Raw genomic sequence first — 16,174 nt, 5'->3', positions numbered from 1 at the left:
CTCCCTGTATAAGATCCAGAATATCGGCGGATTTTTTAAAACTTTTTGTTTTATTCATACAGAAAGGAGAATTCAATGGATTCAAACACAATGCGGGAGGCCGTAACTCCCCATGAGACGATTGAACTGCTGAAAAGTCTCGTGCGCATCCCAAGCGTCAACGGCAGCGAGGAGGCCGTGGCCCTGTGGCTTAAGGATCTGTTCCAGAACCTGGGCCTGGAGACTTCCCTCTATGAGGTGGAGCCCCACCGGCCCGCCGTGGTGGGCATTCTCCATGGAAAGCGTCCTGGGAAACGGCTGATGTATACCACTCACTTTGACACCCACGTAACAGACAACATGGAGATTCCTCCTTTTGAGCCGGAAATACGGGAGAACCGCCTGTACGGCCGAGGCAGCTGCGACGCCAAGGGCTCCATCGCCGCCATGATCATGAGCGCCGTCCTGCTGCAGCGGACGGGCTGCGATTTTTCCGGGGACCTGCTGCTGGCCTTCGTGCCGGACGAAGAGTATCTGAATAAGGGAACCACCTATCTGATGGAGCAAGGGATCACTGCGGACATGGCGGTGGTGGGAGAACCTACGGAGATGGCGGTAGGATTCGGCCACCGGGGCTGCACCCACATCGACATCAATGTCACCGGCAGGGCCTACCACAGTGCCTTCCCGGAGCGGGGGATCAACGCAATCGAGCAGATGGCACATGTGATCACCGCCCTGCGCAGCGAATTCTTTCCTACCTACGAGCAAAAACATCACCCCTATCTGGGTCATCCGGTCATCAACCTGGGACTGATCCGGGGCGGCACGCGGATTCACACGGTGGCGGACAAATGCTGCGCCTCCTTTTTGAGAAGGGATCTGCCCGGCGAGACCACAGATGACATTCTGGACGGGATTCAGGAGTTTCTGGACGGTCTGATGGCCCGGGACCCTAAGCTCTGCGCCCACGTTTCCTTAAGCACCATCCAGCAGCGCATCCGCCTGCCTTTCTTTATGGAGCCGGATCACCCTCTGGTGTCCGGGATGTCCGGGAGCTGCCGCAGGGCCGCGGGAAGGGCGGGCGAAAAGCAGGTCATGAACTACTACTGTGACGCCAGCATCCTCTGCACGGAGTCCGGCATCCCCACGGTGATCTTCGGACCGGGCAGCATAAGCGTCGCCCATTCCGCGGTGGAGTACATCGATCTGGATCAGCTGACCGATGCGGTCTACATCTACGCGGATTACGCCATGAGCTGTCTGGCCGGAGAGGAGAAAACGCCGTGAGAAAGAGAATCCAACAGGTCAAAGCGGCCATGGCGGCCCACGGCATCCACACGCTTTTAACCTTTGACCCGAAAAATGTGAATTATCTGACCGGCTTTCACACCACGGCCCGTCCCATCTGGCAGATCGGCCGGACCGCCTGCCTGCTGTCCGCGGACGGGACCTGGCGGCTGTTCCTGCCCGCGCCCTGGGACCGGGAGTACGCTCCCTCGCCGGGCTGCGAGACCGTTTCATACACGGGCGGGGACGAGGGGCTGGCCCGGGCCCTGTGCGGCCATCTCCCCACCGACAGCCGGAAACGGACGGCCGGCGATCTGGATGCCGTCCCCGCGCCCCTGTACCGCGCTCTGAATCGTTGCGGCTGGGGAGACCAGCTGACAGACGCCCGGCTTCTCCTGGCGCGCTGCCGGATGATCAAATCCCCCGCGGAGATCGAACTGCTGGAACAGGCGGTGCGTTTGATCGATCTGGGGCTTAAGACCGCCGGGGAGGCCGTTGCGGAGGGCGCGGCGGAGCAGGAGGTACAGGCCCGGGTCGACGCCGCCATGACGCTGGCCGGTTCCCAGGGCTGCGGCTTCACCACAAAGGTCATAAGCGGCCCAAACGGCAGCCATCCCCACCATGTGGCGGGGCCGCGGAAAATCACCGCAGGAAGCGCTGTCATCGTGGACCTCAGCGCTTCCGTGAGCGGGTATGAGAGCGACTCAGCGAGAACCTTTCTGCTGCCGCCAGGAGGCGGCGGGGGTGGGGAAAGGGGCGACGAAATCCGGGCTACATATGGTGGACGCCGGGAAATGAACGGCGAGGCCCGGGCAGCATACGCTGGACGCCGGGAAATGAACGGCGAGGCCTGGGCAGCATACGCTGAACGCCAGGAAATAAACGGTGAAGCCCGGGCAGCATACGCTGGACGCCAGGAAGTAAACGGCGGGGCCTGGGCAGCATACGCTGGACGCCAGGAAGTAAACGGCGGGGCCTGGGCAGCATACGCTGGACGCCAGGAAATAAACGGCGGGGCCCGGGCAGCATACCACGAGCTGCTGGAGATGCACCACGGCATCACCGAACTCCTCCTGTCCGCCGGAAAACGCATGAAGCCCGGCACCCCCATCCGGGAGCTCCACGATTTCCTCCGCGCGGAATTAACCAGGCTGAATCCGGCCGCGGTCCAGGCGGGCACCATCGGCCACGGCGTGGGGCTGCGCGCCCACGAGTACCCGGACCTGACCGGCGACTGCCCCGAGCTTCTGGCGGAAAACATGGTGCTGGCCGTGGAGCCGGCCCTCTATGTGCCCGGCCGGTACGGAATCCGCATCGAAAACATGTTTCACATCGGCCCGGAGGGAGCCGCCGCAATGAACCGGTATCCCTTAAACCGATACGACAGGGAAGGAGACGATGATGGGAATCTATGAAGAACTGGGCGTTCCCCCGGTAATCAACGCCATGGGAACCTTCACAATCTACGGCGGCTCGAAAATGAGCCCCCAGACACTGCGGGACATGCAGGAGGCGGCCGCCTCTTTCGTGGACATCCGCCTTTTGCAGCGCAGGCTGAGCCAGGCGGTGGCTGAGCTGACCCACAATGAGGCGGCTTACATCTGCGGCGGCGCTTCCTGCGGCGTATACCTCTCCCTCTTGGCGGCTGTTGCCAAAAAACGCGGCAAAAAAGTGCGCCATCTGTCCCGGGAGGATTTTTACAGGTCCGAGGTCATCCTCTTCCGCTCCCACCGGAATCCCTACGATATCGTGCTGGACCAGCTGGGCGTCAAATTGGTGGAACTGGCCTACCCCAACCACAGCCTGAAGGACCCCTGCGGGGATATCCTGGCTGCAATCACGCCGGACACGGCCGCGGTCTACTATCTGGAATCCGGCTGGGTAGCCCCCGGCGCTCCGGCGCTGTCCGACGTGATCCGGGCGGCCCGCACAGCCCGAATCCCCGTAGTTCTGGACGCCGCGGCCATGCTTCCGCCGGTGGAAAATCTCTGGGCCTACACTGCGGCGGGAGTGGATCTGGCCGTGTTCAGCGGCGGCAAGGACCTGCGCGGCCCCCAGTCCAGCGGCCTGATCGTGGGCTCCCTGGCACTGATTGACATTCTGCTGGAGGAGGGATTTCCCACCCACGGCTACGGGCGGATGTTCAAGGTGGGCCGGGAGGAGATGGCGGGGCTTTACTCAGCGTTAAAACAGTTTCTGGCTGCGGATCACGAGGCACGTAAACGGGATGCTGAGGAACAGGTGGCCCTGGCCCGGAACATGTTAGGCGGCCATCCTCTCTATGAGCCCCTGCGCAGCTATCCCAACGAAGCCGGGCAGCCCATCCCCCGGGTCCATGTCCGCCTGAAGACGGGCACAGTCTCCTCAGGACAGATCCTGGCATTTCTGGCCGCAGGCTCCCCGCCGGTGATCGCGGCGGACAGCGGCCCAGACGGTTTCTACTTGAACCCCATGACGCTGACGATGGCGGAAATGGAATTGATTTGCAGGCGGCTCCTGGATTTCACGGAAATGCCGCCTGAGAAAGAGGTGCATACAGATGTATAAAATTGGTTGTATCGGCCATGCCGGCCGCCACGGAGAATTTCTCTCCCGCATTTTCAACCGGGAAAAGCGATTTGACGGTTACCGCTTTTCCTACGTGTTCGGGGAGGACGAGGAACTCACCCAGGAACAGAAAGACGAGCGCTTCTACCAGGTGGACGGCTACTGCTCCACCGTGGACGAGCTGATCGAGCGCTCCGACGCGGTGATGATTCTGACCATCCCCGGAGAAAGCCATCTGCCCTACGCGCTGAAGGTCATCGAGGCGGGAAAGCCCGTTTTCGTGGACAAGCCCTTCGCCACCACCTACGAGGATGCGGTGATTATGACGGAGGCGGCCCGGGCCCGCGGCGTGCCCCTGTTCGGCGGCTCCACGCTGCGGCACCTGAAAAAGCTGGACGAGATTAAGGAGCTGATGGGCCGTGAGTATTTCCCATTTATTTCCATGTCATACCGTGCTGATCCTGAAAGCCCCCTGGGGCTCTATCACTACTACGCCAGCCATGTGGCCGAAATCTGCATGGCGCTGTGCGGCCCCGATTACCGGGAGGTAACCGTCAGCCGAAACGGCAAAAATCTCTGCTCTGTCGTAAAATACGAAAACACCAGCGCAGTGCTCATGACAACGCTGGATACAAAGCTCGTAAACGTCCATTTACTGGGCCAAAACTCGTATTCTTTTGACTTAAACCAGGATGAATGTTATATTGATGGTACTACCAAATTTATCCATATGATCGAAACCGGGAAACCGCCCGTGCCCTACAAAGAGTTTTGTAATTCCGTGAAACTTTTGCAGGATATCACCCGAAAAATGAGCGCTGCCGCCTGGTGATTTCCCGGTTTCCAAATCATCGCAAGTTGCAAAGGAGGCCCTACATGAATACAATCTACGACAACTGGTCAATGTGGCAGAAGCTGCTCACCATGCTGGAGCATCAGTTCGGAAACAAATGTGAATTTATCCTGCATGACCTGACAAAGGATTACAGCCACACCATTGTTGACATCCGCAACGGTTATATCACCAACCGTAAAATCGGAGATTGCGGCTCAAACCTCGGGCTGGAAGTGCTGCGCGGGACAGTGGAGAACGGGGACCGCTACAACTACATTGTGAATACCCGGGATGGGAAGCTTCTGCGCTCCTCCACCATGTTTATCAGCGATGAAAACGGAAAGACCATCGGAAGCCTCTGCATCAACACGGACATCACGGAAACCGTGCGCTTCGAGGAATATCTGCGCCAGTACAACCAGTACAGCGTGCCGGCCGCAGCCCAGGCCGCAACTGCCATGGCCCCCGCCGCTCCCGCCCAGCCCGAACCTCCCGCCCACGAGCCGGAGTTCTTCGCCAACGACGTGTCCCAGCTTCTGGACTACCTGATCGCCGAGGCCGGAAAACAGGTGGGCAAGCCGGTGGAACAGATGCACCGTGAGGACAAGATCAAGTTCGTGCGTTACCTGGACCAGAAGGGTGCATTTCTGATCACCAAGGCAGCGGAGCGCATCTACGAATACCTGGGGGTATCCCGGTTTACCCTGTACAACTATTTAGATATCGTGCGCAAGGAGACAAACGCCGGCGCACCACCACAGGAGGAATCTACATCATGAATCTGTCTTATATACAGAAACTGTTCTGTCTGGACGGCCGGAAGGCCGTCGTCACCGGCGCCAGCTCCGGGATCGGACGGGCCATCGCCGTATCCCTGGCCAACTTCGGCGCTGAGGTGGCGCTGCTCGGCCGTTCCGCCGAGGGCCTAAAGGAAACCCACCGCCTCATCGAGGAAGCCGGCGGCGTCTGCGAGGATTATATCGTGGACATTTCCAGCACCGGTGAGCAGGAGCGGTTTTTCAAAGAATATATCGGAAAACACGGCCGCCTGGACATCTTTATCGCTAACGCGGGCATCAACATCCGCGCCGAGCTGCCGGACGCCAGACTGGAGGACATCGAGACGCTGATCCACACCAACTACATCGGCACCATGTTCGGCATGATCCAGGCCGCCAACCAGATGAAGCTTCAGCGCTCCGGCAACATCGTGGTCATCACCTCCATCAACGGCTTGAGCCCCCTCATCAACCAGGCGGTATATTCCAGCATCAAATTCGGCCTGGAGGGCGCCATGCGCTGTCTGGCCGGAAGCATGGCGGAGTACGGCGTGCGCGTCAACAGCTGCGCCCCCGGCTGCGTCCACTCCGCGGGCAACCGCCACATCTTTGACAAGGAAAATTTCCGCAAGGCCAAGGAGGCCGCCATCCCCCTGGGCAAAATCGGCGACCCCGAGGACATCGGCGACGTGGTCGCCACCATGGTCAGCGACGCCTACCGCTTCATGACCGGCAGCACCATTCTGGTGGACGGCGGGGAACTGATGCGGCCAAAGCAGAAGCAGCCCCAGGTGGATTCGTAACACCGGCCACGGCACGAATTCCGCCGCCTACGGCCCGCCATTCACCCGCAGGTTCTTCAGGCGGCACACTGCATCCAGACAATCGCCCGCAGTCTGCGCCAGCGGCCCAAAGCATTCAACAAAAAACGAGACGGAACCAGGCTCACATCAGCCCAGTCCCATCTCGTTTTTCCAATTTATGTAATATCCCAACTCTTCTACCGGAACTTCCAATTCCTAACAACTAATTGCAACGTCCGATTCCCGTTATACTCATTCACCGACGGATAATAAATCACATCCATCATCCTGCTTCTCCCCATCTCAGCCACAAACTCGTCCCCATCCGTAAACACCACGGCATCCATTGCCAGACCGCGCTCGTTGACCAAATTCAGCTTCACCACGTTCCGGTTCTTCCCCATAACGCGGGAGCTGCGGATCACCATGCCCTTCTGTGCAAACTGGGGCTTCTCGTTTCCCTGCCCGAAGGGCTCCAAAAGCTCCAGCTCCTCAATCAGGGCTTCGTTGATGTACTCAAACGGCATGGCCACATCGATCCATATTTTCGGAATAAAATCCTCCTCCGTCAGCTTCGCGTTCTCATTGAGACGGCGGCGGAATTCGTCCACCTTCTCCTCCGGCAGGGAAAATCCCGCGGCCATGGGGTGCCCGCCGAATTTGCTCAGCAGGTCCTTCACCTCCACCAGGGCATTGAACATGTGGTAGGCCTCGATGGACCGCCCGGAGCCCTTGGCCCCGTCCTCGGACCGGGTGAGAATCAGCGTGGGCTTGTTGTACCGCTCCCGGATTCTGCCCGCCACGATCCCGGCCAGGGACTCATGGCAGTCCGGCAGGAACACCACCAGCACTTTATCGTTTAAATAGCGCTCCTCCACCAGGGCCACCGCCTGATCCACGCCCTGCTGGGTCATGTCCTTGCGCTGGTCGTTCAGCTCCTTCAGTTCCAGGGCCAGGCGGTCCGCCTCCCCCTCGTCCTCACAGAGCAGCAGGGACAGCGCCAGCTTTGCCGTCTGCAAACGTCCCCCGGCATTTAGACAGGGGCCGATCACAAAGCCGATGTGGTAGGCGCTGATGGCCTTCGGGTCCAGATTGTTCTTCTCGATCAGCTTTCGGATTCCCAGATTCTTCGAGATTCCCAGGCGTTTTAAGCCCTCCTTCACCACGATGCGGTTCTCATCCTGGAGCTTCATCACGTCGCCCACCGTGGCGATGGCCGCGAACTCCATCATTTCCAGCCACTCGTCCCTGGGCACTCCGGCCCGCTCGTACATCACCTGGATCAGCTTGTAGGCCACCATGGCCCCGCAGATCGCCCCGTTGGGGTAACGGCTGTCCCTGCGCTTGGGGTTCACCAGGGCGTCCGCCGGGGGCAGCAGGTCCTGCTCGCCGCCCGCGCCGTCATCCACGGTCTGGATGTCGTGGTGGTCGGTGATCACCGCGGTCATTCCCAGCTCCTTCGCCAGCTCAAACTGGCTCACCGCCGCGATGCCGTTGTCGCAGGTCAGGATGGTGTCCACCCCGTCCGCGGAGGCCGCCCGGATAATGGACTCGTTGATCCCGTAGCCGTCCTTCACCCGGTCCGGTATCTCATAGTCCACGGCCGCCCCAAGGCGCTTCAGGCCCCGGTACAGGATGTAGGTGGAGCAGACCCCGTCGATGTCGTAGTCCCCCACGATGCGGATTCTGGCCCCTGCGGCGATCTTCCCCTCCAGAATTTCCACCGCCCTTTCCATGTCCGGCAGCAGGCGCGGATCGTACATCTGCTCCACGTTCCCGAAGAGATAACGCCCGATGGCCTCCTCCCCCACCACGTCCCGGTTGCGGATAATCCGCGCCGTCACCGGGCTGATGTGGAATTTCGTCCCGATCTCATTAAAATCCGCCTTTTTGGCGTGCAGCATCCATTTCGATTCTATCATTTGTTCTCCCATTTCTTCTATGTATATGTAATTCAGATATAACAGCCAGCGTTTCCGGCGCGCGGTCAAACGCCGCTCCCTGTCCGTTTCATGCCCAAAGGGAACTCCACGGCCAAACGCGCCTCAGGCCGCGCAGGCGGGCCGGGGAAGCTCTGCGGCACAGCTTCCTGCACCTCCGTTCCCCGGCCCGCGTCACCATGGCCCTGTCTGCCATTATAGCTGAATTTTGTAAAATGGGCAAGGCGGGATTCATATTCCCGGCAACATATCCAGAACCTGTTCGACAATTTTATCGCGCTCTCTCCAAAAGTCTGTTCTACTTCAATGCCTCATCCAACGCCCTCTGCGCCGTCCTGCACGCCTCGTCCAGCGCCTCCCGCACCGGCACGTTCTCGATCTCCACCTTGTCCGCCGCGATCTCCAACGCGTCGAATATCTTTCCTCCCGTAGGGTCAATGGGCATGGGCGATGCATGCATGGCCTGACTCAACGGCACCAGGGCCTGGGGATTCTCCTGTGTGTAAGCCTTGTACCCCTCATCCTCCAGCGTGGAGGCGCGCACCGGAATGTAACCGGTTGCCATGGACCATCTGGCCTGATTGGCGGGCCGGGCGAAGAACTTCATGAACTCATAAACGCCCTGTTTGGTCTCCGCCTTGCCGTTTTCCACCATCACCAGCTGCAACACCCTTGCCACCGGGGCCGGGGGATTCTCCCCGAAGCCGGGCTGTTCCATGGCTCCGACCACGGAAAAATCCAGATCGGCCTGGTCTCCCGAGGAGCCGGTGTAACCTCCTGCGCGGCCCTCCAGCACGTCGTCCATGGTCTGATACCAATACTCCCAGCCCTGTCCGCCGGAGTAGATTGCCATGGTTTCCGCGTCGTGAATGCCCCGGCGCACCAGCTCCCAGGACTCCACCCACTGGTCGGAATTGATCGTGACCCGGGTTCCGTCCGCGCTCAGCAGGCTGCCGCCGTTGCTCAGTGCGATGTCAACCAGATTGTCCGCACCCCACATAGGCTCCCAGCCGTACAGCTTCTCTTCGCCGCCCATACCGCTTACCACCTCTGCGGCCCGTTCCAGATCCTGCCAGGTGCCGATCCGCTTCGGATCGATACCCGCCCGGTCAAACAGCTCCCGGTTGTAATACATCACCTGGGTGGTCCCGTAAGCCGGCATGGCGAACACCGTGCCGTCCCCAAGCCTGCACTGGTCATAAAATACCGGCACAAAATCCTCTGTCTCCAGCTCTTCATCGGCCTCAAAATAGGGGTTCAAACCGGCCAGCAGCCCCTTTTCCGCCAGACTGCGCGCCTTGTCCGAGTCCAGAAGGGCCGCGTCCGCCCCGGTTTTTCCGGCGATGGCCGCCGCCAGCTTGGTGTAGGTCTCGTCGTAATCCGCCTGCTGGATTCCCGTCACCTGGTACTGCTGCTGGGCACTGTTGAAGTCCCCGATCAGCTCCTCCATGACTCCGGCCGCAGTTTTGCCGCCGGAATACCACAGGGTCACCTGTACCCGCCCGTCCTTCACCACATCCGCTCTGGCTCCCGTTCCTCCCGCCCGCGCCCCGCAGCCCCAAAGGGCGCTCGCCGCCAGCACTGCGGCCGCGGCCAGCGCGGCAGTTCGAATTCCGCTCAAGCTTCCAGTCTGTTTTCTATTCATCCTAATCGCTCCTCTCATTCCACAATCTACCCTTTCGTTCCCATATCCGTAATCCCCGCCATAATCCGCCGCTGGGCCACGGCGAACAACGCCAGCAGCGGCAGCACTCCCACCGTCCCGGCCGCCATGACGAGGGGCCACTGGGTCCCGTAGGCCCCGCCCTCGTACAGAAAGCGCCGCAGCCCCTGGGAAATCAGGCTTTTCTCCGGCGTGTCCGTGATCAGCGACGGCCACATGTAGCTGTTATAGGTGCCGATAAATGCAAGCAGCATGAACGTGACCACGAACGGCCGCGCCATGGGCAACGCGATGTGCCACAGCACGGTAAAATGTCCGGCTCCGTCCATCCGGGCCGCTTCCACAGCGGCGGCCGGAATCTGGCCAAACGCCTGGCGCAGCAGGAAAATGCCGAACACGCTGACCCCGTTGGAGAGGATCAGCCCCCTGTAGGAGTCCAGTAAGCCCAGCCGCGCCAGCAGCACGTAACATGGGATATAGGTGGCCGCCGTGGGCACCATGTAGGTGAACAACACCAGGGAAAACAGCAGCCTGCGCCCCTTAAACCGCATGAACACCACCGCGTAGGAGAACAGGGCGCAGCAGACCACCTGCAGCGCCATGGTCAGGGACGCCACAAACAGGCTGTTGAACAGGTAACGTGGAATCGGCGACTCCAGTAAAATCTCCCGGTAATTTCCCCACTGCCAGACCGCCGGCAGAGCCAGCCCCGGCTCCATCACCTCGGCCTTTGTCTTAAAGGAGCTTAAAACCATCCACAAAAACGGAAACACCGCGGCCGCCGAGGCCACCGCCAATACCACATGGTTGACCGCCCGCAATAACGGCCGTTTTCCCAGACCCTTTAACAAAATCCCTGTCATCTCTCTCCTCCCTGCCATTCCTCCCCTTCCCGGCTCCCTGCGCGCATTTTCCCCTGCAGCCACGCCAGCCCCAGGCCCAGCGCCATGAGAACCACCACCGCGGCCGCGGCCTGCCCCATCCGGAACTGTTCAAATCCCAGCTGATAGTAGAGGTACAATAGCGTCCTGGTGCTCCCCGAGGGACCGCCCTGGGTCAGAATCTGAATCTGATCGTAGGCCCGCAGGGCTTCCACCGCCAGCAGCAGCCCCACCATCCGCACCGACGGCGCGATCAGAGGCAGCGTCACAGACCGGAAACGCCGGAATGTTCCGGCTCCGTCCACCGCGGCCGCCTCGCCAAGCCCCGCGGGAACCCGGGAGAGCGCGCCCATGAACAGCAGCATCACATATCCCATATTTTTCCAAACTGTCACCAACGCCACCGCCGCCAGCGCTGTGTCCGAGCTCTTCAGCCAGTCGCTCCCGCTTCCCCCCAGCCATCGGAGCACCTGGTTGGCGAATCCCCTGTCCGGCTCAAAAATCCAGGTCCAGACAATGGACACTGCCACCGTGGGGGTGATCCACGGGGCAAACAGAAAGGCCGCATAGGGGGTGTTTTGGCCCGCCGCAGTCACAAGCGCAGCCAGCGCCAGTCCCAACGCCACTCCCGGAATCACCGTCTCCAGCGCAAACATCAGCGTCTGGCGCAGAGCAGCCGCGAATGCCTCGTCTCCCAGAAGGTTCCGGTAATTTTCCAGCCCCACCACGCGAAAATCCGGCGTCATATAGTCCCAGTCCGTCAGGCTGATTCCCACCGTCGCAGCAATGGGCCCCAGCCAGAACAGTACCAGAAACGCCACGGCCGGGAAAATAAATACCAGTATCTGCAATCTCCGCCGCATCCGCTTACCTCCTGACCACCAAACCTCTTGTTCATTTTCCATTATTTATCAAATTAATTGAACATCATTGACTATACACATTCATCGCGCAAAAGTCAACATCTTATGTTCAATATTTTTAAATATTAGTATTTTTTGAACACATATCCCATAAAAAAGCACCTTCCCCGAATAATGGAAAGATGCTTTCAACCTTATACTGTTACCGTTCAGTCCTCCCGGCTCCCTGCCAGACTCAGCAGGATTCCCAGCGCGCAGCCTGCCGCAGCGGGCAGAATCCATCCCAGCCCCGCCTCATACCCCGGCAGCAGAGCCAGAAGCGCCTCCAGGCGTACCCCGGCGGCCGCGGCCGCCCCGCTTACCGCATTCCCGAACAGGCGGCCCAGCAGCCACGGCAGAACCTTGTCCAGGAAGCTGCACTCCTCCAGCGCGTAGAGCACGCTGGCAGCGCCCGTGAACAGGATCGCGCAGGGATACACCCGCTTCCAGCCCTTGATGAGCGGATTCAGAAAGGCCAGCGCGATCAGCACGATTGCCACCGGATAGATGGCGTTTAAAACCGGAACGGAAAACTGGAGAATCCGGTCCAGCCCCGCGTTGGAGATCAACAAACTGACGCCCGCAAACACCACCACCCAGAGCCGGTATCCGACCGCCGGAAGAATGGTGGAAAAATACTCGCTGCAGCAGCTCAAAAGCCCCACGCAGGTATTCAGACATGCGATGAAAAAGATCATTCCCAGCAGAATCATTCCCGCTCTGCCGAACAGGCTGTCTGCCACAAACGTCAAAATTCTGGCTCCGTTACCGGGATAGCGCATCTTGGCCCCGGCCGGAGCGCCGATGTGGGCCAGCGCCACATAAACCGCAGCCATCAACAGCCCCGCGATCACGCCCGCCTTGACGGTCTCCCGCACCACGGCTCCATCCTCCTGCACGCCCTTGGCCCGGATGTTGAGAGCGATGATAATCCCGAAATTCAGGGCCGCGATGGTGTCCATGGTCTGATAGCCCTCCAGAAATCCCTTCACCGCTGCGCTGTCCGCATACTCCTTGGCAGGCGCCCCGTAAGCGCCCAGAGGCCAGATCAGACAGCCCGTAAAGATCACGGCGATCAGAATCAGCAGCGTGGGACACAACACCTTGCCCAGGCGGTCCGTCAGCTTGTCCGGCCGGAACGCCAGCGCCATGGCAATGCAGAAAAACACCACGGAATAAATCAGCTGGGCGCGGCTGCCAAGAGCCGTCCCAAGGCCGCCCAGATACGGCAGCACCGCCATCTCGAAGGAAGTGCTGGCCGTTCTGGGAATCGCCAGGCAGGGGCCGATGGACAGGTAGATCAGCAGCGTAAACACGAACGCGAACCCCGGATGAACGCGCCTTCCCAGGCGGTCAAGCCCTCCGGCCATAGCAACCGCCGCAACTCCCAGCACCGGAAGCCCCACCGCGCTGAGCAGAAATCCCCTCATCGCGTGCCAGGTCAGCGTCCCAGCCTCGGCTCCCAGAAAGGGCGGAAAAATCAGATTTCCCGCCCCGAAAAACATCGAAAACAGCGTAAATCCCACCAACAGCAGGTTACGCCACGAAAGTTTTTGCCTCATAGTTCCTTCTCCGTTCGTTCACCGCCGCTGTTTCACGGCCATTTCTTTCGTCCTTGCTGTTTCACGGTTTCCTGCGGCCGGCGCAGCGGATGCGCGGCCTGATAAATCGTTACCGTAATTATAGCAAATCGTCGCCCACATTACTATCCCCATTTTTCCACCGGCCCCTCTTTCCCGTTACGCCGTTACTGTGAACAGCAGCGTTACGCCTCCCTGTAAAACTCCAGCCGCTCCCGCTCCCCGTCGATCCGGCAAATCGCGCCCATCGGAAGCGTACCCATGGGATTCGAGTGGTCGGAGGCCACGTGGTACATCACCGGCACCTTGTATCCAGCGAACCGGTCGTGGAGGAAGGTTTCCAGATCATAGGACGCGTCGTACCGCTCGTTGCTGCATTTGTAAAATTCCCCCAGCACAATCCCGGCCACGCCGTCCATCAGCCCGGCATTTTCCAGATGGGTGATATACATATCCAGCCGCGGAATCGACTCCTCCACGTCCTCCAGAAACAAAATCTTGCCCCGGGTGTCCAGCTGATAGAAGGTGCCAAGTCCCCCGATCACCAGGGATAAGTTCCCCCCTGTCAGCTGCCCCGACGCGCTGCCGGGCCGCAGCATGCGGATCCCCGGCTTGGAATCGGGATTGCGAAACTCCAGCTTCTCCCCGGGCTTCATGCCCATGGCCGCAAACAGGCTCTCCCGACTGTAGGCGTCAAACTCCGGCACCATCTCCGTTGCCAGCATGGGGCCGTGAAAGGTCACCAAACCGCAGATCTGGTTGAACACCGCGTGCAGGTTGGTGATATCGCTGTAGCCCACAAAGATCTTGGGGTTGGCCCGGATGGTCTCGTAGTCCAGATACTTCAGGATATGGGCGCTGCCGTATCCCCCTCTGGCACAGAAAATAGCCTTGACCTCCGGGTTCCCGAACAGGCGGTTCAGGTCCTCGGCCCGCTCCTTAGCCCCTCCGGCCAGATACTCGTGAAAATTGTACAGATGTTTCAGGCAATCTCCCATCGCGACCTTGTACCCCATGCTTTCCAGCAAAGAGGCGCCGGCATCCCGTTTTTCTCTGCTCACGGGAAATGCCGGCGCTGCCAGCCCGATGGTATCGCCCGGTTTCAGCATTTCCGGAAATACCATTGGTTTTACCTCTTTTCGATTTTCCCGGCGGCCCAGGATACACCTGCGCCGCCCCGGTTTCCGCTCAGGCGGAGTCCGTCACTTCATACTTCAATATATGCCGCTCTCCACGTCCGCGCCCTGCATTTTGGGCCGCGCACCGAAAATAACGGTTTCTTCAAGCGCCCGCGGATCAGGTCTTGTCCGCGCCCCTGAACAGGGTGTGGCCGTTGGCGTTCTTGGTCATGCCGGTTACATTGGGCTTCACCAGAAGGGAAGCGTTTAAGTAATACAGCGGCAGAATGGGCATGTCGTCCATCAGCAGCTTCTCAGCCTCGGTGAACAGCTCCATACGCTTGTTGTTGTCCGCCAGGCTGCGGCACTCTTTGATCAGGCTGTCATACTGGAGCGCCTTCTCGCCGTTCCAGCGGTTCTGGTTGTAGGTGCGGTCCTGGGTAAAGCAGTTTAAGTTGGTGTCCGGATCCAGGTAATCGCCGGTCCAGCCGTCGAAGGCGATGTCGAAATTGCCCGCGTATAGCTCATCCCAGTACACCTTGGACTCGAAAGTCACGATCTCCACCTGCACGCCCAGATTTTCCTTCCACATAGCCTGCATCACCTGCGCCACGTCCTTGTTCTCCTGGGTGTTGGTGATGATAAACTTCAAGGTCGGCAGTCCCTCGCCGTTCGGATAACCGGCGTCCGCCAGCAGCTGCTTGGCAGCCTCCTTGTCCTCGCTGATCAGATCGCCCACAACGGTGCGGAAATCGTCGGTCTTGCCCTCGTAGGGGATTCCGTGCGGTACGAATGCCAGAGCCGGCTGGGGCTTGGAGGGAACCGCCGCCTCACAGATGGTCTTGCGGTCCAGGCCCATAGCCAGGGCGCGTCTCACCTCGGGCGTCATGTACTCATTCTCACAGTTAAGATCGTAGTAACGGGTACCGATCTTGTCAAAGCGGTGAAGCTCGTCGCTGTCGCCGTACTGCTGCAGCGCCTGGGTGGCCACCAGGGAATCGCCCATGGCGTCGATCTCGCCGGAGTTGTACGCGGACAGCGCCGCCTCGGCGGACTCGATGATCACCATCTTAACGCCGTCCAGCTTCACGGAATCCGCCGCAAAGTAGTAGGGGTTCTTGACCATCACATAGCTGCTCTGAGGATTGATCTCGGAGATAACAAACGCGCCGTTGCACACATAGGTGTCGCCGGACTTGGTCCAGACCTGCTCGCCCTCCACCACGTCCTTCTTCACCGGGAAGAAGTTGGAGGCAGCCGTCAGATACAGGAAATAGGGGGTGGGATTGTTCAGGGTCACTTCCAGGGTCTTGGCGTCCACAGCCTTCACCGCCACGTCGTCCACGCTTCCCTCTCCCTTGTTGTACTCCTCGCCGCCCTTGATGTAGAACAGCTCCCAGGCTGCCGGTGAGGCCAGCTCAGGGCTTAAGGTCCGCTTCCAGGTGTATTCGAAATCCGCCGCCGTCAGATCGCTGCCGTCGGACCATTTCAGGCCGTCCTTCAGAGTGAAGGTGTAAACCAGGCCGTCGTCGCTGACCGTGTAGGTGTCGCACATTGCGTTGGTCAGAGTGCCGTCCGCCTCCAGCTGGAACAGGCCGGAAAACAGGTTCTGCAGCAGAATGGAAGAGTTGCTGTAGTTGTTCATGGTGGGATCCAGAGTCTCCGGCTCGCCGGAAATGGCGTAGGTCAGAATCTTGCCCTCCGCAGCGCTCTCCTGGCCGCCCTGAGAAGCCTCCGCCGCCGTGGTCTCCGTCTTGGCGCCGGACGAACCGCCGCAGCCCGCCAGGCTGGCAGCTACCATCGCCGCGCAAAGTAATACGCTCAGTTTCTTCTTCATAATATTCCTCCTTTTTGATC

13 protein-coding genes are annotated in these 16,174 nt (G+C 60.0%); 6 read left to right on the top strand and 7 right to left on the bottom strand.

Features of this window, described 5'->3' with window-relative positions:
• Window positions 1-75 precede the first annotated feature (75 nt).
• From ACK2JC_RS18545 to ACK2JC_RS18520, 6 genes are read left to right on the top strand one after another with little or no spacing between them, the layout of a single operon-like run.
• Window positions 76-1,269, top strand: coding sequence for a M20 family metallopeptidase (locus ACK2JC_RS18545; protein ID WP_320937619.1), 1,194 nt, complete (start codon window positions 76-78; stop codon window positions 1,267-1,269).
• Window positions 1,266-2,684, top strand: coding sequence for a M24 family metallopeptidase (locus tag ACK2JC_RS18540; protein ID WP_368272291.1), 1,419 nt, complete (start codon window positions 1,266-1,268; stop codon window positions 2,682-2,684). The genes ACK2JC_RS18545 and ACK2JC_RS18540 overlap by 4 nt, the downstream gene beginning before the upstream one ends.
• Window positions 2,668-3,816 carry a hypothetical protein gene (locus ACK2JC_RS18535; protein WP_320937621.1) on the top strand — a complete coding sequence of 383 codons (1,149 nt, stop codon included), beginning with the start codon at window positions 2,668-2,670 and terminating at the stop codon, window positions 3,814-3,816. The genes ACK2JC_RS18540 and ACK2JC_RS18535 overlap by 17 nt, the downstream gene beginning before the upstream one ends.
• Window positions 3,809-4,648, top strand: coding sequence for a Gfo/Idh/MocA family protein (locus tag ACK2JC_RS18530; RefSeq protein ID WP_368272290.1), 840 nt, complete (start codon window positions 3,809-3,811; stop codon window positions 4,646-4,648). The genes ACK2JC_RS18535 and ACK2JC_RS18530 overlap by 8 nt, the downstream gene beginning before the upstream one ends.
• Window positions 4,649-4,692: 44 nt before the next feature.
• Entirely contained in the window at window positions 4,693-5,430 is a 738-nt protein-coding gene (locus ACK2JC_RS18525; protein ID WP_092361397.1) for a transcriptional regulator, read from the top strand.
• On the top strand, window positions 5,427-6,233 hold the full coding sequence (locus ACK2JC_RS18520) for an SDR family NAD(P)-dependent oxidoreductase (protein WP_276948172.1): 807 nt from the start codon (window positions 5,427-5,429) through the stop codon (window positions 6,231-6,233). The genes ACK2JC_RS18525 and ACK2JC_RS18520 overlap by 4 nt, the downstream gene beginning before the upstream one ends.
• 197 nt (window positions 6,234-6,430) lie before the next feature.
• On the opposite strand, the gene recJ is transcribed toward ACK2JC_RS18520, so the two are convergent.
• From recJ to ACK2JC_RS18485, 7 genes are all read right to left on the bottom strand, one after another.
• Complete coding sequence (gene recJ, locus ACK2JC_RS18515; RefSeq protein WP_368272289.1) at window positions 6,431-8,155, bottom strand: single-stranded-DNA-specific exonuclease RecJ; 1,725 nt, start codon at window positions 8,153-8,155, stop codon at window positions 6,431-6,433.
• A 316-nt stretch (window positions 8,156-8,471) separates the two neighbouring features.
• The gene (locus ACK2JC_RS18510; RefSeq protein WP_368272288.1) at window positions 8,472-9,818 is read right to left on the bottom strand and encodes an ABC transporter substrate-binding protein; all 1,347 of its coding nucleotides are present in this window, start codon (window positions 9,816-9,818) and stop codon (window positions 8,472-8,474) included.
• A 26-nt stretch (window positions 9,819-9,844) separates the two neighbouring features.
• A complete protein-coding gene (locus ACK2JC_RS18505) occupies window positions 9,845-10,699 on the bottom strand; it encodes a carbohydrate ABC transporter permease (RefSeq protein ID WP_320937625.1) in 855 nt (284 codons plus the stop codon).
• A complete protein-coding gene (locus tag ACK2JC_RS18500) occupies window positions 10,696-11,580 on the bottom strand; it encodes a carbohydrate ABC transporter permease (protein ID WP_368272287.1) in 885 nt (294 codons plus the stop codon). Before ACK2JC_RS18500 ends, ACK2JC_RS18505 begins: the two co-directional genes overlap by 4 nt.
• 209 nt (window positions 11,581-11,789) lie before the next feature.
• On the bottom strand, window positions 11,790-13,181 hold the full coding sequence (gene brnQ / locus ACK2JC_RS18495) for a branched-chain amino acid transport system II carrier protein (RefSeq protein ID WP_320937626.1): 1,392 nt from the start codon (window positions 13,179-13,181) through the stop codon (window positions 11,790-11,792).
• Between the two features lie 203 nt (window positions 13,182-13,384).
• The gene (locus ACK2JC_RS18490; RefSeq protein ID WP_092361411.1) at window positions 13,385-14,323 is read right to left on the bottom strand and encodes an LD-carboxypeptidase; all 939 of its coding nucleotides are present in this window, start codon (window positions 14,321-14,323) and stop codon (window positions 13,385-13,387) included.
• A gap of 172 nt (window positions 14,324-14,495) precedes the next feature.
• On the bottom strand, window positions 14,496-16,154 hold the full coding sequence (locus tag ACK2JC_RS18485) for a peptide ABC transporter substrate-binding protein (RefSeq protein WP_092361413.1): 1,659 nt from the start codon (window positions 16,152-16,154) through the stop codon (window positions 14,496-14,498).
• Between the last annotated feature and the right edge of the window lie 20 nt (window positions 16,155-16,174).

The sequence above is a fragment of the Enterocloster lavalensis genome, from assembly GCF_046603895.1.
GTDB lineage: Bacteria > Bacillota > Clostridia > Lachnospirales > Lachnospiraceae > Enterocloster > Enterocloster lavalensis.
This window is presented reverse-complemented; position numbering and strand designations above follow the sequence as displayed.

Coding starts and splice junctions, on each gene's coding strand:
- ACK2JC_RS18485 (WP_092361413.1), bottom strand. CDS start 16,154: ATGAAGAAGAAACTGAGCGTATTACTTTGCGCGGCGATGGTAGCTGCC.
- ACK2JC_RS18520 (WP_276948172.1), top strand. CDS start 5,427: ATGAATCTGTCTTATATACAGAAACTGTTCTGTCTGGACGGCCGGAAG.
- ACK2JC_RS18535 (WP_320937621.1), top strand. CDS start 2,668: ATGATGGGAATCTATGAAGAACTGGGCGTTCCCCCGGTAATCAACGCC.
- brnQ (WP_320937626.1), bottom strand. CDS start 13,181: ATGAGGCAAAAACTTTCGTGGCGTAACCTGCTGTTGGTGGGATTTACG.
- ACK2JC_RS18490 (WP_092361411.1), bottom strand. CDS start 14,323: ATGGTATTTCCGGAAATGCTGAAACCGGGCGATACCATCGGGCTGGCA.
- ACK2JC_RS18510 (WP_368272288.1), bottom strand. CDS start 9,818: ATGAATAGAAAACAGACTGGAAGCTTGAGCGGAATTCGAACTGCCGCG.
- ACK2JC_RS18500 (WP_368272287.1), bottom strand. CDS start 11,580: ATGCGGCGGAGATTGCAGATACTGGTATTTATTTTCCCGGCCGTGGCG.
- ACK2JC_RS18530 (WP_368272290.1), top strand. CDS start 3,809: ATGTATAAAATTGGTTGTATCGGCCATGCCGGCCGCCACGGAGAATTT.
- ACK2JC_RS18525 (WP_092361397.1), top strand. CDS start 4,693: ATGAATACAATCTACGACAACTGGTCAATGTGGCAGAAGCTGCTCACC.
- ACK2JC_RS18505 (WP_320937625.1), bottom strand. CDS start 10,699: ATGACAGGGATTTTGTTAAAGGGTCTGGGAAAACGGCCGTTATTGCGG.
- recJ (WP_368272289.1), bottom strand. CDS start 8,155: ATGATAGAATCGAAATGGATGCTGCACGCCAAAAAGGCGGATTTTAAT.
- ACK2JC_RS18545 (WP_320937619.1), top strand. CDS start 76: ATGGATTCAAACACAATGCGGGAGGCCGTAACTCCCCATGAGACGATT.